Consider the following 20,731-nt stretch of genomic DNA (forward strand, 5'->3'; position numbering starts at 1 on the left):
ATGACAATGAAACTCTCTGGACGACGAGCTCTAGTCACGGGCGGGAGCGACGGCATCGGGCTCGCGATCGCCAAGGCGCTGGCCCAGCGTGGTGCGCATGTCTGCATCGTCGGGCGCGACAAGGAAAAGCTCGACGCCGCGATGGATGTCATCGGACGCGAATCGAGCCAATCAATTGCCGCCGATCTATCCAAGGAGGAAGGGGTTCAAGCGGTTGTCAATACTTTGAGTTCGCAGACGACTTCGCTCGACATTCTCGTCAACAACGCCGGAACGTCAGTGCTTGTTCCCTTCAAGGAAGCCACAACTGCGGAGTTTCAACTCTCCGTCAATCTCAACATCGCCTCGGCCTACTTCCTGACGCAAGGCCTTCTCCCGCTCATGGAGCACCGCGCGGCATCGATCATCAACATATCTTCCTACTTCGCCGGGAAGATGCTGCCAGGGAGACCATCGACGCTCTACTCGCTGACAAAAGGGGCGATCAATTCGTTGACCAAATCGCTTGCGTATGAACTAGGCCCCTCCGGAATTCGTGTGAACGCCATTGCTCCAGGAACTGTCGATACCCCGCTGCGCCGTCGAACGATCGAGGTGTTGCCGCCTGAAGCCCGCCAAAAGCTTCAGGCATACGTGGATGGCGCATACCCCCTCGGACGCATAGGGCGGCCGGACGACCTCGCCGGCATCGCAGTCTTTCTGGCAGGCGATGACTCATCATGGACCACGGGAGGCATCTTTCCTGTCGATGGTGGACTAACAAGCGGGTAGAGCCGGCGCTCAGGGCGCGTGATGGCGGAACGGATGGCTGAGTTCTGGCGAGAAGACGCAATGGTCTATTCCGAAGACAGCAGTCTCATTCTTTTCGTGAACCGTGGGCGATACAAGACAACGGATTCGCTCATGACGAGACCTGCAGGTTCTTTCGTTGACTCGGATAGGCGGTCCAAAGCGAGAAGACGGCGACCACCACCACCGGAATCAGCATTGCGCCGAGTCCAATTCCGAGTGCGTAGCCGAGGGAGGCCCGCTCGGGCAGGTGGAAGGCCAGGCTGAACCACACCAGTGCCACGGACAGCACGACCGCGCAAGTCCACAGAGGCGCGCCGGCGGTACGTTCGCGCAACCGGTCAAGCCGGACGAAGTCCGGTTCGATGTTGGGTAGAGCCGCCGCTCCTGCCGCGTCCGGCGCAGCCATCGGAACGTCTGCAAACACCGGCTCGCGGCGCTGCTCGAGCCCTTTCAGATTTCGTACCCGCGGGCGTCCGGGTTCGAACGACCGGGAACTGGAGCTCTGCTTTGCACCGAAATACGTGTTCTTCACTCGCTCGGACTTCGTGAAGTACAGGTACCAGAGAAAGCTGGAGACAAAGCCGCGGATGGTGCGCCCCATCTCCTCGCCAGTCGCATTGACGCTGAGGAAGGCCCAGCCCGCTCCCACATCGCCGAGGTAGACGACGAACGGACTGAGAACCAGAAAGAGCTTGGCATGCGCCACGCTCTCTGGCTCGTACCTCGTGCGGAGCCGGTTGGCCATCCATACCTTCCAAACGATGACGCCCAGCAGCAGGCACCAGCAGAAGGCCTTGTAAGGCACGTAGCCCGCAAGCTCGAGGACTGCGGGCGTGCGAGCTTCAACATCCGCAAAGGTCCTGAATTGCGTCCCGATGCTCATCAGGGGACCAAGGACGAACGCCGTGACCAGAAAGAAGCCGAGCCAGCCTTTTGTTCCGTAGAGCGGCTCGCCTTGAACCGCCCTCTGGCGTGCCGACCGGCGGGTGAGCCATACGCAACCCGCCAGGAGAGCGATGAACAGCAAAAGCGGCACCATCGAGCCAACTTGCTGCGAGTTCATTTCCGCTCCCTGGATAGCGCCAAGGCAAGTGCGCCCATCGCGAGGGTGGCGACACCAATCCAATCGAGCCCCTTCTCCCAAGTTCGCATCCGGATTCCCTCCAATAGGGCGCGCCCGGAATTTGCCGGTACCGCCCTGATCCTCGACTACCCGAGGCGTCTCCCGGGAGGAGTACCGCCGCTTCTATTCTTTTTACGCACCCGCTCAGTGGCTGTTTCTATGGTGCGACGTGGATGTTACCTGCAGTAACTCCGGCATACAACATTCGGAGCTGCCCACGCGAAGCGCAGCCTACGACGCAGCAATCGACTCCTTCACGAAGTCGCCATACCTGCGCAAAGGACGCCCGATGATGGCCTGCAGGCGATCCACTGCGCCGTCGGCCCCCTGCATGCCAAACTTCTGAATCCCGGCCATCATGAGGCGCATGTCGTAGGCAAGCCACGACGGCCCCTGCCCTGCCATCTGTGCTTCGAAGGCGGCCACGTCGTCTCCGCCGTAAGCCACGTCGCGGCCCAGCGCGGCACTCCAGATCTTGGCCACCGACTCTCCTGTCAGCAACTCGGGCCCGACCAGCTCCAGCGTTGCGCGCGGCAGCGGCGCGGGCGCCCCGTCCCGACGCAGCAATTCGGCGACGGCGGCATCCGCAATGTCTCGCGCATCGATCATGGCCACGCCGGTGGAGCCGATCGGCATCGGGTAGACGCCGTAGCCCTGGATCACCTGCTGGACCATGCGCTCGTTCTGCATGAAGTAGGCCGGCCGAAGGATGGTCGCGGAAATGTCGAGGCTTTCGATCATTCGCTCGACCGTGTGCTTGCCGGTGAAGTGCGGCACGTTGGTGAACTTGTCCGCATGGATGACCGACAGGTAGACGACGCGCTCGATGCCGGCCTCGCGCGCGAGGTTCAGTGCGACCAAGGCTTGCGTCACTTCGTCCGGAGTAACGGCGTTCAGCAGAAACATTGTGCGCACCGACGACAGTGCCGCGCGCAATGAGGGCACGTCGGTCAGGTCGCCGACGACCTCCTTGACGCCTGTCGGAAAGCTTTGCTTTCCGGGTGTGCGAACGAATGCGCTGACTTGGGCGCCGGCGCTGGCCAGGCCTTGGACGACGAGGGAACCGATGGTGCCGGTGGCACCGGTGACGAGAATGCTCATGGAAATCTCCAGGGGTCGAAGGGGAAATGGGTCAGAGAGGTCAGGGGCCGATCAGCGCGAAAAGTCCGCAACCACCTTGCCGATGCGAGGGTCGGTGCGGTTGCGTTCAATGGCCGCCGGGATGTCGGCGAAGCCGACGACTTCGCCGAGCTTCGAGATCAGCGTGCCTTCGGCGATCTCCGCCGCCAGCCGTTCCAGCAGATCGGCGTCCGGCTTGTTCATGAACCACAGTCCGCGGCGGCCGGGCGGCGTGCGTGCAAGGATGTCGGGCGACGAGGTGCCGACGATCGCGCCCTCCTTCTTCAGCACCTGCCAGGAGCGGTCGAGCACTTCACCTCCGACATAGTCGAGCACCAGGTCGATGTCCCGCGCGACCGACTCGAAGCGTTGGGCCCGGTAGTCGATGACGTGGTCCGCGCCCAGACTGCGCACATGGTCCAGGTGCGCGGCCGACGCCGTTGCGAAGACTTCGGCGCCCACCTGCTTGGCGTACTGCACGGCATAGCCGCCCAACCCTCCCGCTGCACCGTGGATCAGGATCCGCTGGCCTGCGGCGATCGGCCCCGCGTGGTGCAGGCTCTGCCAAGCTGCAACGGCTGCGACCGGAATGGCGGCCGCATGAACGTCGTCCAGGCCGTGCGGCGTGCGTACCAGGTTCGCCTCGTCGACCGCTACGAAGTCGGCATAGGCACCCAGCCCGCCTAGCGGCCCCATGACGCGGTCGCCCACACGAAAGCGCGAGGCGCCGGGGCCAACCGCCTCGACAACACCCGCAAGCTCGATACCAAGCACCGCGGGCAGTTGCAACGGAAAAGCCTGCTGAACCAGGCCGTCACGAACTTTCCAGTCGATGCCGTTCACGCCGGCGGCGCGAACGCGGACCAGAACCTGACCCTGCCCTGCCAAGGGCCTCGTGATTTCGGCGACCTCTGCGGCACCGCCATAGGCCCGGATCAGCACAGCACGTTGAGTGGTGGTCATTTCAATTTCCTCATTTCGAAGTTGCGATGAGGAGAAGATAGGTCGTTGCATTGATAAAACGAAGACCCGAAAATAAAGACACCTCGTCTCAATTTCGAAACACCATGGACCTGAACGCACTGAGCGACTTCGCGCTCGTCGCAACGAACGGCGGCCTCGGAAAAGCAAGCCGCGCCAGCGGCAGATCGAAGGCGACGCTTTCACGGCGCATCGCGGACCTGGAAGAGCAGCTCGGTGTGCGGCTCATCGAGCGCAGCGCCCGCGGGCTCAAGCTCACGGAAGCCGGCCAGTTGCTGATGGATCGCACCGAAGGGCCGATGCACGAGGTGGCCGACGCGATGACTTCCGCACGCGAAGGTTTGTCGGTACCGCGCGGACGCTTGCGCATCGCCTCGCCGGTGCTGTTCTCCCAGCTTGCGATGGGCCGCATTTCGGCCGGGTTCTGCGCGGCCTACCCTGAAGTGACGTGCGAGGTGGTGGCGGACGATCGGCTGGTCGACCTCGTCGAGGAGCAGTTCGACGCCGCGATCCGCATCAATCCGAGCCCCGACAGCAGCCTGGTGGGCCGGTGCTTCGCCAACGACCGGCTGGTGGTGGTGGCCGCGCCTTCCGTGCCGGCGCCAAAGCCAGGCAAGGTCAGCGCCGTTCCCGGCATCGTTTCAACAAACTTTCAAGGCGGAAACTGGACGCTCGACGACGGGCGCCTTGTGATCGAGCCAATTCCAAGGCTGAGGCTTTCCTCGTTCCTGATGATTCGCGATGCTGCGGTCGCGGGCGCAGGCGCCGCCCTCATGCCGCAGTCCATCGCGTGGAACCAGCTGACGCGCGGAGAACTGGTTCAGTGGGGCATGGTTTCGGGTGCGGAGGTCGCGCTCTGGGTGCTGCATACATCCAGGCGGCTTCCTGCGCCGAAGGTGCGCGCGTTCGTCGACTTCATGTGCGAGCAGTATCCGCAGGAGTCGCTCGTGCTGAACGGCTAGGACACCGGTCGGCTCGCGGCGCGACGCGCGGCCGGCCGCTTCTGCCGCGACACCATTCCCAGGATGGTCTCGAGCAGTTCCTCCTTGGCCTGCGACGCGGAGATCTCGTCCATGGCTGCCGCGTACGACAAGGCTTCGGCCGCTCCCAGCATGGCGCGCAGCCCGGCCACGCCGATGTCCTTGCCGGGAGCAAACGGTGCCAGCAGCGCGCGGCACTTCTGCAGAAAGGCCGCTTCCGATTCGCGCTTGAGGCTCTCGAGTTCAGGGGAGCCCGCGAGTGCCGCGCTCACGCCGGGCAACTCGCGTCCTTGCGCGAGCACGCAATCGACATACGAGCCGGCAATCACCGATGCGCGTCCGGCCAGGGTCGGTTCGCTGTTCTCGATTGCGGCATCGATCAGCGCGTTCTGCTGCATGTCGAACTCGCCGTAGAGCGCGGCAAGCAGCCCATTGCGCGTCGCGAAATGGTCATACACCACCGGCTTGGCGATGCCCGCCTGCTCGGCGAGCGAGCCGAGCGTCAAGGCATCGGTGCCCGATTCGCGCACGATGCGCCACGCCACTTCGATGAGCTGGCGGTAGCGGTCTTGCCGCGAGAGGCGGCGTCGCTTGGGCTCATCGGTCTCGGCTGATGTGGCGCGTGCCTCTTTAACCCCGTGCTTGGGCATGGTTATGTACCAAAGGTAGGTTAATCAATATACTAAACGTAGGTTGCAACTGTAGCAGCCCTCTTCAACCTCAAGAAGCATGAAAGGAATGTCACGCATGCATGCGCTCATCGTTGTCGCCCACCCGGATCCGGAATCGCTCACCCACCACGTCGCACGCAAGCTCGCGGAAGGTGTCGCGCTTGCCGATGAAGGCCATACGGCGGAAATTGCCGACCTTGCAGCGGAGGGTTTCGACCCGCGCTTTAGCGCGGGCGATCATGCCGCCCACAGGAAGCAGGCGCCGCCCGATGCCGACGTGACGCGTGAACAGCAAAGAATCGACCGCGCCGATGCGCTTGTGCTGGTGTATCCGGTGTACTGGTGGTCCTTCCCGGGGCTGCTCAAGGGCTGGATCGACCGCGTGTTCGCGAACGGATGGGCCTACGACGAGCGCGACGGCAAGCTCGTCAAGCGCCTGGGCCACTTGCCGGTGCACCTCGTCGCCATTGGCGGCGCCGACCCTGGAACCTACGACCGGCATGGCTACTTCGATGCGATGAAGACGCAGATCGACCATGGCATCTTCGGCTACTGCGGCGCACGCGTGGTGACGTCGGAGTTCCTGCTCGAGTCCGACCGGCCGGACCGCACCGTTCAACTGGAAGCCGCGCGCGACCTGGGGCGCGGGCTTTTCTCGGCCATTGCCGCTTGAGCTGAAAACCAGGGAGTCCTGGCCATCGCATCAGGCTTCAGGAAGCTTCGCAATCACCTTGATCTCGAACTTGAAGCCATAGAGCCACGTCACGCCTATGCCGGTGAGCGTCGGGTGCGGCGCATTGCCCCAGTACTCCGGCACCACCTTCCAGATCTTTTCGAAGTTCGCTTCCGGGTCGACGACGAAGACGGTCACATCGACCACGTCGTCGAACGTGCAGCCCGCGGCCGTCAGGATGGCGTTCAGGTTCTCGAAGGCAAGCCGTACCTGCGCCTCCAGGTCGGGTTCCGGCGAGCCGTCGGGGCGGCTGCCGACCTGGCCTGAAACGAACAGGAAGCCGTTGGACCGGACGGCCGGCGAATAGCGGTTCTTTTCATAGAGCGCCTGGCGCCCGGGCGGAAAAACGACGTCGCGTTGAGCCATGGATTGCTTCCTCTTTTCTCGAATGAGCCGTCGCCGGCCCGTCATTACGATCAAGCGACTTTAGGGATCCGGGCTCATCGGATAAACAGGCAAAGCCAACAATCATTGTTTGGCAAACTCAAACAATCTTCGAACCAGCAGGAACAGACATGGACCGCTTCGATGCGATGCACGCATTCGCGCGCGTGGTGGAAGCAGGCAGCTTCACCAAGGCGGCCGGCACGCTGAACATGAGCAAGACCACCGTGACGCAGCTGGTGCAGCAGTTGGAAGCAAGGCTGCGCGTGAAGCTGCTCAACCGCACCACGCGCAAGCTCAGCGTCACGGCCGATGGTGCCGCCTACTACGAGCGCGTGGTGCGGCTGCTGGCCGACATGGACGACGCGGAAACCAGCCTCTCGAGTGCCTCGGCGTTGCCGCGCGGCCACTTGCGGGTGGACGTGCCAAGCCCGCTGGCCCGCATGATCCTGGTGCCGGCCTTGCCGGCGTTCCATGCCCGCTACCCCGACATCCAGCTCGACATGGGCGTGAGCGACCGCATGGTGGATGTGATCGGCGACAACGTCGACTGCGTGGTGCGCGGCGGCGAGCTCACCGACCGGTCGCTGATGGCGCGACGCGTGGGCGACCTGCGGCTGGGCGTCTATGCGGCGCCGCGCTACCTGGAACTTGCCGGCACGCCGCTGCACCCGCGCGAGCTGGAAGACACGCACCACCGCATCGTGGGCTTCTTGTGGTCGCGCAGCGGCAAGACTTTTCCGTATGCCATGCGGCTGGGCGAAGAGCGCATCGAGGTGCAAGGCCGCTACGTGCTGTCGGTGGACGACGGCAATGCCTACCTCGCGGCGGGGCTCGCGGGGCTGGGGATTCTCTGGCTGCCGGACTACATGGCCAAGGGGCACCTGGCGGGCGGCGAGCTGGTGCGGCTTTTCGATGGCTGGCAGCTCGACTCGATGCCGCTGTACGTCGCGTTTCCGCCGAACCGGCACGTCAGCGCCAAGCTGCGCGCGTTCATCGATTGGGTGGCCGAGCTGATGGCGCAGCACGCGCCTGTCGAAGCCCGGCGCCAGCTCAGGCCGTGACGACGGTGCTGGGCTGCGCACCCGCAATCTGACGCAGCGCCCGCTCGAACACCTCGACCGGCTGCCCGCCCGAAATCAGGTGGTGATCGTTGATGATGATCGCGGGCACCGAATGGATGCCGGCATCGGTGTACATGCGCTCGCGCTCGCGGGTCTCGTTTGCATACTCGTCGCTTGCCAGGATTTCGCGCGCACGCGCCGCATCGAGGCCCGCCTCCGTGGCCGCACGCACCAGCACCTCGGGGTCCGACGGGTTTTGCCTGTCGGTGAAGTAGGCCTTGAGCAGCAGCTTCTTCAGCGCGGCCTGCTTGGCCGGGCTTTCGAGCTCGGCCCAGTGCAGCAGGCGGTGCGCATCGAAGGTGTTGTAGATGCGCGGCCGGCCTTCGGGACTGAACTCGAAGCCCACCTCGGCCCCGCGCTGGCGGATCATCTCGCGCGACTGCGCTTGCTGCTCACGCGTGGAGCCGTACTTCTGGTTCAGGTGCTCGAAGGTGTCCTGGCCTTCGACGGGCATCTGCGGGTTCAGCTCGAAGGGCTGGAAATGCAGCTCGGCCGTGACGTCCGGCGCCAGGCGCCGGAGCGCCGCCTCGAGCGAACCCAGGCCGACGGCGCACCAGGGGCAAGACACGTCGGAAACAAAATCGATCTTCAGATGGGAGGTCATGGGCGCCATTCTTCATGGCGCCGACTCCTTTGGTGCGCGCAAGGTCTTCAGGCGGTTGCCTTGGCCATGCGTGCGTTCACCAGCGTTTGTTCGCGCAGCCGGTCGTACTCGGTCTTCTCGACCGGAACAGCGTCAGGCTTGCCCAGGTCGTTCATATGCACGCGGTAGGTTTCGCGGGCAGACCAGGCCGAAACAGCGGCAATGGCGCAGATCGCCAGCGTGATGGCACCCACGGTAAGCGGGATGTTGGCGGCACCGGGGGCGCCACCGCCACGAACAGCGCCGGCAGCAGCGCAGTGATCGCGGTGCCGATGTTCTGCGAAATGGCCATGCCCGAGACACGGGTGCGCGTGGGGAACATTTCCGGATAGAAGCTCGGGAACACGGCGTTGTAGCCCTGGTAGACCACGCCCCACATCAGGAGCGACATCACGATGGCCAGCGGTACGTTCTGGATGCTGATGGCGTACAGGTAGCCGAACGACAGCAGGCCCGAACCAAGGGCGCCAACGACGATCGGCAGGCGCCGGCCGACCTTGTCCGACAGGTTGCCCACGAACGGAATCACGATCACGGCCAGGATGTTGCCCATGACCGGAATCCACAGATAGATGTCTTTCTCGAAGTTGATGCCGTAGCCCGGCTGCACCGCATAGGCCGCGCCGAAGATGGTGGCAACCACCGGAATCACGTTCATCAGCGAGCACAGCAGCACGCGCAGCATGTCGCCCCAGCTCTCGGTCACGGCCTGGATCACCGGCGCCTTGGGCACGGTTGCGCTCTTCTCCACTTCGGTGAATGCGGGCGTCTCGTCCACTTCCTTGCGGATGATGTAGCCGGCCACGATGACGATGAAGCTCAGCAGGAACGGAATGCGCCAGCCCCAGGAGTTGAAGGCGTCCTTGTCCATGTAGTGCGCGAGCGGCAGGAACACGGCGGCCGCCATGATCTGGCCGGCCTGCACGCCCTGCAGCGTGAAGCTCGCGAAGAAGCCGCGGCGCCCGAACGGCGCGTGCTCCAGGATCATCGAGCTCGCGCCTGAAATTTCGCCGGCCACCGCAAAGCCCTGGATCAGCCGGAGCACCACCAGCATCGCAGGCGCCCACAAGCCGACCTGGTCATACGTCGGCAGCAGGCCCACGGCAATGGTCGAAAAGCCCATCAGGAACATGCAGAGAATCAGCACGGTCTTGCGGCCGTGCGTGTCGCCCCAGTGGCCCAGCAGCAGTGCGCCGATCGGCCGTGCCACATAGCCCACGCCGTAGGTCGCGAGCGACGCGATGATCGCAATCTGCGGGTCGCCCTTGGGAAAGAATATCTGCGGAAAGATCAGCGCCGCCGCGGTGGCGTAGATGAAGAAGTCGTAGTACTCCAGCGCCGAGCCGATCCAGCCGCTGGCGGTGGCCTTCTTCGACTGGTGCTTGCCTTTCGGCTCTTGGGCCGTGGTGTTTGCCATGGTTTGTCTCCGGGGTTGACTAGAAAAACTTATTCCTGCGCCTGCGATGCCATGCGCGCGGGTGCATTGAGGGCACCGTAGGCGTCGTAGCCCGCGGTGCGTTGTGCCAGTTCGAAGAAGAGCCCGCCTTCGATGCTCTCGGTGTAGATGTGCAGGTAGTCGCCGGCCGCAGAGCGGTCGAACAGCACGCCCGCCGCGCGCATGCGTGCGAGCAGCGCCGGGTCGAGATCGATGCGCGTGGCCAGGTCGTCGTAGTAGTTGCCCGAAATGGGCACGAAGCGCGTGCCGTTGGCGCGCAGCCTCTCCACGCTTTCGAAGATGTCGTTGCAGCGCAAGGCGATGTGGTGCACCGCGCCGCCGCCCGTCACGCTCAGCGTGCGCGCGGTGCGGGTGCGCTGGCTCAGCGACACGTTGAGCACCAGCCGCACGCTCCGCGCCGCATCGGCCACACCGCGGCTTCGAATGAGCCCGAACGGATCGGCCAGCTCCAGGCTTTCGCCCGGCTCCAGCCCCAGCACCGCGCGTGTGAACAGCACCCAGGTGTCGAGTTGGTCCACCGCCAGGCCAAGGGCCACGTGGTCGATCTGCGTCAGGCCGGCGCCACCGGCCTCGGCTGCGTCTTCTTCGAGGATGAAATCCGCCTCGTACAGGCCATTCGCGCCCAATGCTTCCGACACGAAGTGAATGAGGTTGCCGCCCGGCGCCACGATGGCCGGCACTCGCAGTTCATTGGGACCGACCGGGCTGTCGTGGCGTTGCGATCGCATCGCCGTGGCGCGATCGACCGCTGCCAGCGGGTCAGCGCAGCGCACGCCCAGCGCGCACACCGAGGTGCCGTGCGCATCGAAGCGGCTGCGCGCGAACGAATCCGGCTGCGCATTGACGATCAGGTTGATCTCGCCCTGCCGGTACAGCACCACGGCCTTCGAGCGGTGCCGGCCGACGCGGCGGAAGCCGAGTTGCCCAAGCAGTGCGCCGAGCGTGCGGGCCGAGCTTTCGTCAGCCGCGAACTCGATGAACGAGAGGCCCGACAGCGCCGGCACGGGGGCGGATTGAAAAGCTCGACGCGTTGCGGCGGCACGGGCACAGCCGCGGTATCGGCCGCCGCTGCAAGGCGCCGCTGCGCCTCGCTTTCGAGATACAGCAGCGAGCGCATCGCATCCACCGCGGTGCGGCGATTCGGTGTCTCGCGGAAGATGTCGTTGAAGATCTCGAGCGACAGCGGCCCCGTGTAGCCCGCGCGCAGCACCTGCTCGAAGAACCCGATCACGGCAAGGTCGCCCTGCCCCGGAAACGAACGGTGATGGCGGGCCCACTGCAGCACGTCCATCGAAAGCAGCGGCGCGTCGGCCATCTGCAGAAAGAAGATCTTGTCGCCCGGAATCTGGGCGATGCCCGCGGGATCGTCCTTCAGCGACAGCGTGTGAAAGCTGTCCAGGATCAAGCCGAGGTTCGGATGACCGGCCTCGCGCACGATGTTCCAGGCTTGGCCATAGAGCGAAGTGAAGCGGCCCCAGGCCAAGGCCTCGAAACCCACGCGCAGGTTGCGGCGTGCGGCGCGCTCCGCCAGCTCGTGCAGTTGGGCCGCGGCAAGTGCCCGGTCATCGATGGCGAGCGGCGATGTGTTCGAGCAGCACAGCATCATCGGCGCGCCCATCGCCTCCATCAGGTCGAACTTGCGTTCGGCGCGCTCCAGGCTGCGCCGGAACTGCGCCTCGGGCATGCCCTCAAAATCGCGGAACGGCTGGTACAGGTCGATCGACAGGCCAATATCGGCGGCGATGCGGCCGAGCTCACTGGCGCTGCCCTTGAAGTTGACGAAGTCGCTCTCGAACAGTTCGATTCCGTCGAAGCCCGCGGCCGAAACGGCTTCGAGCTTCTGGCGAAGCGTGCCGCTGAGAGAAACGGTGGCAATGGAGCGATGCATGGGAACCGACTGTAGGAAGACGGCGCCCTGCCCACAATGCTCCACGCTCACCCGTCGTTCGATAATCGAACGCCTGCGTGCAGTGTTCGAACGAAATAGGGGTTAGACCTAGGCGTGATCCCGCTCCGCGAGCGGCCGATTTTCAGAGACTGCGCCAGTAATCGATCAGCAGCTGCGTAAATTCAACCGGCCGCTCCACCGCACTCAGGTGCGCGGCATCGATCGTGGCCAGCCGCGCGCCGGGAATGGCGGCCACCATGGCCTCCGACATGACCAGCGGAGTGGCTTCGTCCTGCAGGCCCGCAATGACCAGCGTGGGCACGGCAATGCGGCGGTTGCTCTCGCGAAAATCGATGGCGGCCACGGCATTGCAGCTCTCGATGTAGCCCTCTGCATCGGTGCGCACCAGCACCTCGTTCAGCGCCTGCGCGGCCGCCTTGCCTTCCTGCGTGGTGACATAGCCGTGCGTCAGCCAGCGCGACACGGCGCCCGGCGCAATGGCCTCCACGCCTTTGGCGGCCACCGTTTCAGCGCGCGCGCGCCACGGCGACTGGTCGGGGTAGTGGGCCGACGAATTTGCAATGACCACGCTGCGCAGCAGTTCGGGGTGCCGCACTGCCAGCGCCTGCGCCGTCATGCCGCCCATCGAAAGGCCGACGAAATGCACCGGCTCCCCGCCGGTCTCGCGCTGGATGAGTTCGGCCACGTCCTGCGCCAGTGTTTCGATGCGCAGCGCACCGGGCACCACCTCGGAGCCGCCATGGTTGCGGTGGTCGTAGCGAATCACGGTGTGGCCGCGCGCGAGCTGCTCGGCCACGCCGTCCCACATGTGCAGGTCGCAGCCCAGCGCATGGCTCAGCACGACGAAGGGGCCGCTGCCTTCGCGGACGACGTTCAAACGGGTCATGTTGATTCCTTCCTTATCAGGTGTTGAAGACGCGGCAGCCAGAGAAACGCGATGGCCAGCAGCACGCAGCCCGCGAGCAGCATGGGCACGACCATCGGCCAGGCGCCGTTCGAATAACCGGTGTCGACAAACTGTGCCGCAATTTGCCCGACGCTGAATGCAACCATCATCATGCCGAAGCCCGACCACGACACGGCGCGACCCGCCAGGTGCGGCAAGTCGCCCACCGCACCGGCCTGGCCGCAGGGCTGGTGGATGCCGTGGCCAAGGCAATAGACGGCGTGCCCCACCAGCAGCGGCATCGCACTGTGCGGCGCCAGCCAGCAGCCCAGCGCCTGGATCGTCGCGCCGGCAATGCTCAGCGTAGCGCCAAGCTGAACGGTGTGCACAGGCCCGTATTTGCGCAGCAGGCGCCGGCACATCGTGGTGCTGAAAATGTAGACCAGCGAGCCGCCGGCCGGAATCCAGCCGTACATCGCGGGCGACCAGCCCAGATAGCCGATGTAGACCATCGGCGACAGCAGCAAAAAGCAGAACAGGCCGCCGTAGGTGGTCGCGGCCACCGAAGCCCAGGCGCGAAAGCTGCGACTCGCAAACACGGCGCGCGCACTGCCGCGCGGCGCGGAAACATCGCCCGCCAGCGGCCGCCGCGTTTCGCCGAATGAACGCCAGCAGAGCGCAAAGAGCACCAGCGCATACAGCGCCATCGACCCCATCACCCAGCGCCAGCCCGCCCCTTGCACCAGCCACGCGCCAAGCAGCGGCGCGAGGAGCCCGACCACACCCAACCCGGTGAGCCCGCGCGCCATGACGTGCGGCCCCTCGTGCGCGGGGTACAGGTCGCGCACCGCGGCGCGCGCGCAAACCAGAATGGCCGCCATCGAAAAGCCCTGCAGCGTACGCCAGCCCGCAAGCACCGCCACGCTGCCGGCGAATGCACCGCCCAGCGCCGCGACCACGTAGCAACCCAGCCCCGCCAACAGCACGGGCCGGCGCCCGAAGCGGTCGGCCAGCGGCCCGCACAGCAATTGCGCAAACCCAAAGGCCAGCACAAACAGCGTGAGGCTGGTGCTGGCCGAGCCCAGCTCATTGGCAATGGCGGGCAGCGCGGGCAGGTAGCTGTCGGTGGCCACAGGCTGGGCCGCCAGGAGCAGCGGCAGCAGCAAGCCAAAGCCGACGTCGAAGCGCCCTTTGCGAATATCCGTGGGCCCGGTCACTGCGGGGCTGCTGCCAGCAGGCCCTTCTCCCGCAAGATGCCGGTCGCAATGCCGAAGGCGTGGTTGGCCACCGGCACGCCGCAGTAGATGGCCGCCATCATGATCACTTCCTTGATGTCGTCCGGCGTCAGGCGCGATTCGGGCGGGCCGTCGAGCGCCGCGCGCACGTGCATGGCGAATTCCTCATACGCATGAATGCCCAGCATCATCGACAGCACCATGAAGCGGCGCGTCTTGTCGCCCAGCGCGGGCCGGCCCCAGATGTCGTTCCACGCGTGGCGCGTGATGAGCTCCTGGAACTCGGCGTTGAACTCGTTGCGGTTGGCCAGCGACTTGTCGACCCACGCATCGCCGAGCACGCGCCGGCGGTTGACAAGGCCCGCTTCGTAGTCGGCGGCGGGAGGTGTGCTTTTCGGATCGGTCATCGGGATGTGTCTTTCGCAATCAGTTGGTCGCGCAGCGCCGCCACCTGGCGCAGCGCGGTTTCGCCTGCCGGTCCGGCCAGGGCCGGGCTGAACCATTCGTCGGCTGCCTCGCGCGGCAGTTCCGTTCGAAGCGTGTCGATGTTGGCGCGCATGCGCGCCGCGTCGATCTGCAGGCCCGGTAGCGCACCGGCCAGCGCGCGTGCGCTGCCATGGGCGGACATCAGCAGTTGCGGCCACTCGGCCAGCTCGGCTTGCCAGCCGCCGAGGGCGCGCTCGTGTTCCTGCGGCATGGCGGCCAGCAGTGCGGCCACGCGCTGCGGTGCACGCTGCGCCGCAGCCAGCGCCACCATCGAGGCCACGGGGTTGCGCTTGTGCGGCATGGCCGAGGAGCCGCCGCGGCCCGGCTCGGTGGGTTCGGCCACCTCGCCGACTTCATACTGCCCCATGAGCGAGATGTCGCGCGCGATCTTGCCCAGGCTGCCGGTGAGCAGGCCCAACTCGCAGCCGAGCGCCACCCATTCATCGCGCTGCGTGTGCCACGTGGCACCGGGGTTGCCGAGGCCGAGCTCGTCCGCCACGCGCTGCACCACGGCCGGGCCCTGCCCCTTCATCTGCGCGAGCGTGCCGACGGCCCCGCCAAGCTGCACGTTGAGGGCATGGCGCGCGGCCGTGCGCAAGCGCACGCGGCTGCGCACCAGCGGCGCGGCCCAGCCCGCGCACTTGAGGCCGAAGCTCGTGACCGAGGCCGGCTGCATCAACGTGCGCGCAAGAATAGGCGTGGCGGCATGCTGCACGGCATGCTGCAGCAGCGCCTCGATGGCACGGTCGAGGTCTTTCTCGATCAGCGCCATGCCCTCGCGCGTGACCAATGCCATGGCCGTGTCGATCACGTCCTGGCTGGTGCTGCCGAAATGCACGAAAGGCACCGCCTCCGCGTTGAACAGGCCCACGGCCTCTTTCAATGCCTTGACCAGCGGAATTGCAACGCTGCCCGCGCGGCCGCTGTCGCGCACGATCTTCGCCACATCGAACAGCTCGACCTTGCAGCTGCCGACGATCGAATGCGCAGCCGATTCAGGCACCAGCCCGACGGCGGCCTGCGCCCGCGTGAGCGCCGCCTCGAAGCGCAGCATGGCGTCGACAAAGTTGCGGTCGCTGAAGGCTGAAAGCGTTTCGGAAGTGGAAAGAAAGCCTTCAAAAATACTCATGGTGAACGCCTCTTTGCATCAAAAAAATCGGGCGGCGAGACGGCATTACACCGCGTTCGCAACACGCCCGTGGGATGTAGGCGTTTGCGTCGGTCGCAACTCAGTAGCTGATCTTCGCCTCGGCGCGCAGCTCGTCGGCCGTGGCGGTGCCAAAGCCGAAGAATTCGAGATACGCGGGAATCATCTCGAACAGCATGTCGGTGCCGACCTGCACCGCGCAGCCCTTGTCCAGCGCGGCGCGCAGCAGCGGCGTGTATTCGGACTTCATGACCACCTCGCCGACGAAGGTCGAAGGCGCGATGCGGTCGACGTCGAAAGGCAGCGCATCGCCCTCCTTCATGCCCAGCGGCGTGGCGTTGACGACCACGTCGAAACCGGCCGGGTCGTTCGAGCCCGTGGAAACGGCCAGCGCGGGATAGTGCGTGCGCAGCCGTCCGGCAAGCGCATCGGCCGACGGCGCGTGGGCGTCGAAGAGCGCAATCTGCGCGACGCCGGCGGCAGCCAGCGAAGCCGCAATGGCCGAGCCGACACCGCCGCTTCCAGAGACCAGCACGCGCGCGCCTTTGAGCGCGCAGCCCTTGCGCAGAACGCCGCGGACAAAACCCGCGCCATCGAACTGGTCGCCCACCAGCGTGCCGTCGGCGCGCTTGAGCACCGCGTTGCAGGCCCCGGCGATCTTCGCGGTTGGCGTGACCTCGTCGACCAGGCCCATGGTCGTGATCTTGTGCGGCATCGTCACCAGCGCACCCCGGATGTTGGTGAGCCGGAACAGCGCGGCAAACGCCGCGGGGTAGTCCTCCGGCTTCACGCCCATCGGCACCACGACCGCGTCGATGCCCTGCTTCTCGAACCAGGGGTTGTAGATCATCGGCGCCTTGAAGCTCTCGGTGGGAAAGCCCAGGTGCGCGACGAGGGTGGTCTTGCCGGTGATCATGCTGTCCTTCATTCGCCTGTCGTTGACTTACTTGCGGACCTTTGCGATCTCGGCCATCAGTTCCTTCACGGTCGCCTCGCCCACGGTGGCCGTGTACTTGTCGATCACCGGCTTGACCTTGTCGCGCAGCTTGGCCATTTCGGCAGGCGGGAGCTCGGTCACCGTCATGCCGGCCTTCTTGAGCGTGTCGAGCGCGGTGTCGGCCGCGGCGCGCGAGGCCTCGCGCTGGAACTTGGTGGCTTCGGCAGCGGCGTCGCCGATGATCTTCTTTTCTTCGGCGCTCATGCTGTCCCAGGTCTTCTTGCTGATGATCAGCGCCTGCGGGTTGTAGATGTGGCGCGTTTGCGTGATGTGCTTCTGCACCTCGGCAAACTTCGACGATGCAATCACGGTGTTGGGGTTCTCCTGGCCGTCGACCGCCTTTTGGTCCAGCGCCGAATACAGCTCCGGGAAGGGCATCGGCGTGGCGTTGGCGCCCAGCGTGTTGAACAGGTCGATGTAGATCGGCGACTGGATCACGCGGATCTTCAGGCCCGCGATGTCCTCGGCCTTGGCAATCGGACGCTTGCTGTTGGTCAGGTTGCGAAAGCCCAGGTCCCAGTAGCCGAGGCCGTGCAGGTTCTTCTCGTCCAGCTTGGCGAGCATCTTCTGGCCGAAGGGGCCGTCGGTCACCGCGTCGGCTTCCTGCGCGTTGTTGAACAGGAAGGGGAAATCGTAGGCGGCAAATTCCTTCACCTGCGCGGTCAGGATGCCGGCGTTGAGCACCGTCATCTCGATGGTGCCGCCCTGCATGGCCGAAACGGTCTGCAGGTCGCCGCCGAGCGTGCCGCCCGGAAAGAGCTTGACGGTGATCTTCTTGCCCGACTTCTCGGCAACGAGGTCTGCGAACTTCTGCGCACCCTGTGCCTGCGGATGGCCGGTCTGGTTCTGGAACGCGAACTTGAGCGTGCGTTCCTTCACCTGGGCGGCGGCCCCGCCCATGGCCGCGACCGCGACCAGGGCGACCAGCGTCTTGCTGAAAAATTTGTTCATGGTGAAAGTCTCCTCGGGTTGAAATAAGAAAAGCGAATTGGGGAAAGGTCGGCTGGCCAGCGCCTCAGCCGCTCAGCAGCCGGGCCGGCCAGATCACGAGCTGCGGAAACATGACCATCAGGAACATCATTCCGAACTCTGCGAGCGCAAAGGGCCACACGCCGCGCGTGAGCTCATCCATCTTCATGCGCCCGACGCCGGCCACCACGTTGAGCACGGTGCCTACCGGCGGCGTGATCAGGCCGATCGAGTTGTTGATGATGAACAGCACGCCGAAGTAGATCGGATCGATGCCCGCCGCCTTGACCACCGGCATCAGCACCGGCGTGAGGATCAGGATGGTGGGCGTCATGTCCATTGCGGTGCCCACCGCCATCACCAGCACCATGATCACGATCATCAGCAGCATCGGGCTTGCGATCAGCGGCTCGAGCAACGCCACCAGCTTGGCCGGCAGGTCGGCCACGGTGATGAGCCAGGCCGAGACCATGGCCGCCGCAACCAGGAACATCACGATCGCGCTGGTCTTGGCGGCCGACACGAACATGGCGTAGAACTGCGAGGGCTTGAGCTCGCGGTAGACCACCGTGGCCACGAAGATCGCATACACCGCAGCCACCACGGCCGCCTCGGTGGGCGTGAAGATGCCGAAGCGCAAGCCCACGAGAATGATCAACGGCAGCAGCAGCGCCCAGGTCGCTTCGCGCAGCGCGGTGAGCATCTCGCCTTTGGACTTGCGCGGCGGCGGCAGCACCTTTCCTTGCGCACCAGCCACCACCACGTGAACCACAGCGAGGCGCCGATCAAAATGCCCGGGAAGATGCCCGCCAGGAACAGCTTGGAGATCGACACGTTCGCGGCCACACCGAAGATGACGAACCCGATAGAGGGCGGAATGATCGGGCCGATCACGCCGGAGGCCGCGATCAGGCCGCCCGAGCGCGCCTTGTCGTGCCCCGCGGCCACCATCATCGGGATCAGCAGCGCCGAGAGCGCCGCCGCATCGGCCACCGCGGAGCCCGACAGCGCCGAGAGGATGCAGGCCGCGACGATGGCCACGTAGCCGAGCCCGCCGCGCACATGGCCCACCACCGCCAGCGCCAGGTTCACGATGCGCCGCGACAGGCCACCCTGGTTCATGGCCTCGCCGGCCAGCATGAAAAAGGGCACGGCCAGAAGCGGAAAGCTGTCGGCGCCGTTGATCACGTTCTGCGCGAGGATCTGCGCATCGAACAGGTCGAGGTGCCACATCAGCGCAACACCGCACAGCAGCAGCGAATAGGCGATCGGCACGCCGATGGCCATGGCACCCAGCAGGGCACCGAGGAAGATGGCGATCGTCATGTCAGTTGCCTCGTGCGCCGTTGCCGCCGCGGTGGCTGGCCGAGGCCTCTTCGGCATCGCGCCGCGCAAGCTCGGTGTTGATGCGGTCGATGTCGCCCTGCTCTTCCGACTCGTGCACCATGACCAGTTCGGCGTCGCTGAGCTTTCCGGTCACTGCACGCCAGAGGTCGTACAGCAGGAACACGATGGCCGAGACGCCGAACACCACGCCGACGAAATAGAAGATGCCGACCGAGGCGCCGGTGGTAGGTGCGCTCACTTCCCAGTTGATGAGCGTCTGCTGCCAGCTGCCCGTGAGCAGCAGGTACGAGGCGAACAGCATCAGCCCGTGCGACAGGTACAGGCACAGCTTCTTGCCCCACGTGGGCAGCTTCGAGATCAGCATGTCGGTGCCCAGGTGGCCGTGCTCGCGCACCGCGACGATGGCACCCAGAAAGGTCATCCAGACGAAGAGCCAGCGCGACACCTCTTCCGACACGGTAATGCCCGAGTTGAAGCCGTAGCGCAGCACCACGTTGCCGAACACCATGACCACCATGATGGCCAGCATCAGCGCCATGAGCCCTTCGAGCCGGCGGCAGTACCACGAGAAGATTCTTGTCATTATTCTTTTGCCTCTTGTTGAAATTGTTCCGCTCGGCGCCGCTCCGCAAGCACCTTCAGGCAACGTTGTCGGAGCGATAGCGCAGAGGGGCGGCAATCTCCGCATGCATGGCGGGCGGATAGATGATCTCGCGCAGAAAATCCGCGTCCCTGCGCAGGCCCTGCGCCGCCTCGGCATGGCCGAAATACGCAAAGTAGTGCGGCATTTGCTGGATCAGCATTTCGAAGCCAGCCTGTGCGTTGAGCCCGCGGGCACGCGCGGCGCGCACCAGCGGCGTCGGCTGGTTGCGCAGCAAGATGTCGAACAGTGCGGCGTGGGGCTCCATGCGCGCAACATCGACCGGCAGAGCGTCGGTCTCTTCCAGCCCCTGCGACGTGGCATTGATCACCAGGTCGTAGCCTTCGGGTGCATTGCTGTCGACCGCCACCACGTTGGCATCGAAGAACGCATCGAGCTTGGCCGCCACGCCCGCCGCCTTGCCGGCCGAGGTGTCGTACAGGGCAATGTGCTCCGCGCCATCCACGGTGCCGCCTTCGGCCAGCGCAACGCCGATGGCCGCAGCGCTCACGCCGGCGCCGAGGATCAGCACCCGCTTGCCGCGGAACGGAATGTTGAAATGATCGAGCGCACCCAGAAGGCCTTCGCCGTCGAACAGGTCGCCTTCCAGTTCGTTGTTCTCGATGCGGCGCACCACGTTGACCGAGCCCGCTACCCGGCCGAACAGGCCGCACCCGTCGAGCAGGTCGACGGCCAGCGGCTTGTGCGGCGGCGCAATCACCATGCCGCGCACGTTGCGCGCCAGGAAGGCCGACTTGAGGAACACCGCGAAGTCGCGCAGCGGCACCTGCATGGGCACCAGCACCGCGTCGATGCCGAAACGCTCGAACACGGCGTTGAACATCTTCGGCAGGCGCACGTTGCGCACGGGGTCGCCGGGGATCAGGTACGCCAGGGTGCTGCCGGTGATGGAGGTGGTCATGTCTTGCCTCTTTTGTGCGGCAATCGCTCCAAAGCCATCGCCAGGGCGCACTTTATCCATCTTGAGGCCCAAGACCGCCTTCCGCAGCACCGGAAATGCACGACTATCGTCTTAATGCGTTCGTTCATCGCACAAAAACAGGGTTAATCCTGATGAGGGCTGAGCGCTGCAGCGCCGCCGGCACGGC

General features: G+C 65.3%; 17 protein-coding genes and 4 pseudogenes. 4 read left to right on the forward strand and 17 right to left on the reverse strand.

All coding sequences use genetic code 11. The features are described 5' to 3' along the window. Complete coding sequence (locus tag M0765_RS27575) at positions 1-771, forward strand: SDR family NAD(P)-dependent oxidoreductase (protein WP_258507618.1); 771 nt, start codon at positions 1-3, stop codon at positions 769-771. Between the two features lie 130 nt (positions 772-901). Here M0765_RS27575 and M0765_RS27580 read toward each other — a convergent pair whose 3' ends face one another. The 3 genes from M0765_RS27580 to M0765_RS27590 form a co-directional block, all read right to left on the reverse strand. Then, positions 902-1,855 carry a DUF2569 family protein gene (locus M0765_RS27580; RefSeq protein ID WP_258507620.1) on the reverse strand — a complete coding sequence of 318 codons (954 nt, stop codon included), beginning with the start codon at positions 1,853-1,855 and terminating at the stop codon, positions 902-904. A gap of 291 nt (positions 1,856-2,146) precedes the next feature. After that, on the reverse strand, positions 2,147-3,016 hold the full coding sequence (locus tag M0765_RS27585; RefSeq protein WP_258507627.1) for an NmrA/HSCARG family protein: 870 nt from the start codon (positions 3,014-3,016) through the stop codon (positions 2,147-2,149). Positions 3,017-3,067: 51 nt separating this feature from the next. Beyond that, positions 3,068-3,997, reverse strand: a complete 930-nt coding sequence (locus M0765_RS27590; RefSeq protein WP_258507628.1) for an NADP-dependent oxidoreductase — start codon at positions 3,995-3,997, stop codon at positions 3,068-3,070. A 104-nt stretch (positions 3,998-4,101) separates the two neighbouring features. Between M0765_RS27590 and M0765_RS27595 the strand changes: the two genes are divergently transcribed. Then, positions 4,102-4,977 (forward strand): LysR family transcriptional regulator, encoded by an 876-nt coding sequence (locus tag M0765_RS27595; RefSeq protein ID WP_258507629.1) that lies wholly within the window; start codon positions 4,102-4,104, stop codon positions 4,975-4,977. Here M0765_RS27595 and M0765_RS27600 read toward each other — a convergent pair. Further along, positions 4,974-5,645 carry a TetR/AcrR family transcriptional regulator gene (locus M0765_RS27600; protein WP_258507631.1) on the reverse strand — a complete coding sequence of 224 codons (672 nt, stop codon included), beginning with the start codon at positions 5,643-5,645 and terminating at the stop codon, positions 4,974-4,976. The two genes, M0765_RS27595 and M0765_RS27600, sit on opposite strands and share 4 nt — an antisense overlap. 97 nt (positions 5,646-5,742) lie before the next feature. Between M0765_RS27600 and M0765_RS27605 the strand changes: the two genes are divergently transcribed. Then, positions 5,743-6,339 carry an NAD(P)H-dependent oxidoreductase gene (locus M0765_RS27605; protein ID WP_258507633.1) on the forward strand — a complete coding sequence of 199 codons (597 nt, stop codon included), beginning with the start codon at positions 5,743-5,745 and terminating at the stop codon, positions 6,337-6,339. 30 nt (positions 6,340-6,369) lie between these two features. Here M0765_RS27605 and M0765_RS27610 read toward each other — a convergent pair whose 3' ends face one another. Next, the gene (locus tag M0765_RS27610) at positions 6,370-6,765 is read right to left on the reverse strand and encodes a Rid family hydrolase (protein WP_258507635.1); all 396 of its coding nucleotides are present in this window, start codon (positions 6,763-6,765) and stop codon (positions 6,370-6,372) included. Positions 6,766-6,914: 149 nt separating this feature from the next. Between M0765_RS27610 and M0765_RS27615 the strand changes: the two genes are divergently transcribed. Continuing rightward, complete coding sequence (locus M0765_RS27615) at positions 6,915-7,847, forward strand: LysR family transcriptional regulator (protein WP_258507637.1); 933 nt, start codon at positions 6,915-6,917, stop codon at positions 7,845-7,847. Here M0765_RS27615 and M0765_RS27620 read toward each other — a convergent pair. The 12 genes and pseudogenes from M0765_RS27620 to M0765_RS29605 form a co-directional block, all read right to left on the reverse strand. Continuing rightward, complete coding sequence (locus tag M0765_RS27620) at positions 7,837-8,520, reverse strand: DsbA family oxidoreductase (protein WP_258507638.1); 684 nt, start codon at positions 8,518-8,520, stop codon at positions 7,837-7,839. The genes M0765_RS27615 and M0765_RS27620 overlap by 11 nt on opposite strands. 38 nt (positions 8,521-8,558) lie before the next feature. Further along, positions 8,559-9,967: pseudogene (locus M0765_RS27625) on the reverse strand (MFS transporter). Between the two features lie 29 nt (positions 9,968-9,996). Next, positions 9,997-11,894, reverse strand: a pseudogene (locus tag M0765_RS27630) (bifunctional sugar phosphate isomerase/epimerase/4-hydroxyphenylpyruvate dioxygenase family protein). A gap of 142 nt (positions 11,895-12,036) precedes the next feature. Beyond that, entirely contained in the window at positions 12,037-12,801 is a 765-nt protein-coding gene (locus M0765_RS27635; protein ID WP_258507640.1) for an alpha/beta fold hydrolase, read from the reverse strand. After that, positions 12,798-14,018: a multidrug effflux MFS transporter gene (locus tag M0765_RS27640; RefSeq protein ID WP_258507642.1), complete on the reverse strand. Its 1,221-nt coding sequence runs from the start codon at positions 14,016-14,018 to the stop codon at positions 12,798-12,800. The genes M0765_RS27635 and M0765_RS27640 overlap by 4 nt, the downstream gene beginning before the upstream one ends. Beyond that, positions 14,015-14,443, reverse strand: coding sequence for a carboxymuconolactone decarboxylase family protein (locus tag M0765_RS27645; protein ID WP_258507644.1), 429 nt, complete (start codon positions 14,441-14,443; stop codon positions 14,015-14,017). Before M0765_RS27645 ends, M0765_RS27640 begins: the two co-directional genes overlap by 4 nt. Beyond that, positions 14,440-15,651, reverse strand: coding sequence for a 3-carboxy-cis,cis-muconate cycloisomerase (gene pcaB / locus M0765_RS27650; RefSeq protein WP_258507651.1), 1,212 nt, complete (start codon positions 15,649-15,651; stop codon positions 14,440-14,442). Before pcaB ends, M0765_RS27645 begins: the two co-directional genes overlap by 4 nt. Before the next feature lie 100 nt (positions 15,652-15,751). Then, on the reverse strand, positions 15,752-16,585 hold the full coding sequence (locus M0765_RS27655) for a shikimate dehydrogenase family protein (RefSeq protein ID WP_258508481.1): 834 nt from the start codon (positions 16,583-16,585) through the stop codon (positions 15,752-15,754). A gap of 27 nt (positions 16,586-16,612) precedes the next feature. Next, on the reverse strand, positions 16,613-17,617 hold the full coding sequence (locus M0765_RS27660) for a TRAP transporter substrate-binding protein (RefSeq protein WP_258507653.1): 1,005 nt from the start codon (positions 17,615-17,617) through the stop codon (positions 16,613-16,615). 64 nt (positions 17,618-17,681) lie between these two features. Further along, positions 17,682-18,961 (reverse strand): annotated as a pseudogene (locus tag M0765_RS27665) (TRAP transporter large permease subunit). A gap of 1 nt (position 18,962) precedes the next feature. After that, positions 18,963-19,565 (reverse strand): TRAP transporter small permease, encoded by a 603-nt coding sequence (locus M0765_RS27670; protein ID WP_258507654.1) that lies wholly within the window; start codon positions 19,563-19,565, stop codon positions 18,963-18,965. 700 nt (positions 19,566-20,265) lie between these two features. Continuing rightward, positions 20,266-20,604, reverse strand: a pseudogene (locus M0765_RS29605) (hypothetical protein); the annotation flags it as partial. Between the last annotated feature and the right edge of the window lie 127 nt (positions 20,605-20,731).

The sequence above is a fragment of the Variovorax sp. S12S4 genome, from assembly GCF_023195515.1.
Classification (GTDB): domain Bacteria; phylum Pseudomonadota; class Gammaproteobacteria; order Burkholderiales; family Burkholderiaceae_C; genus Variovorax.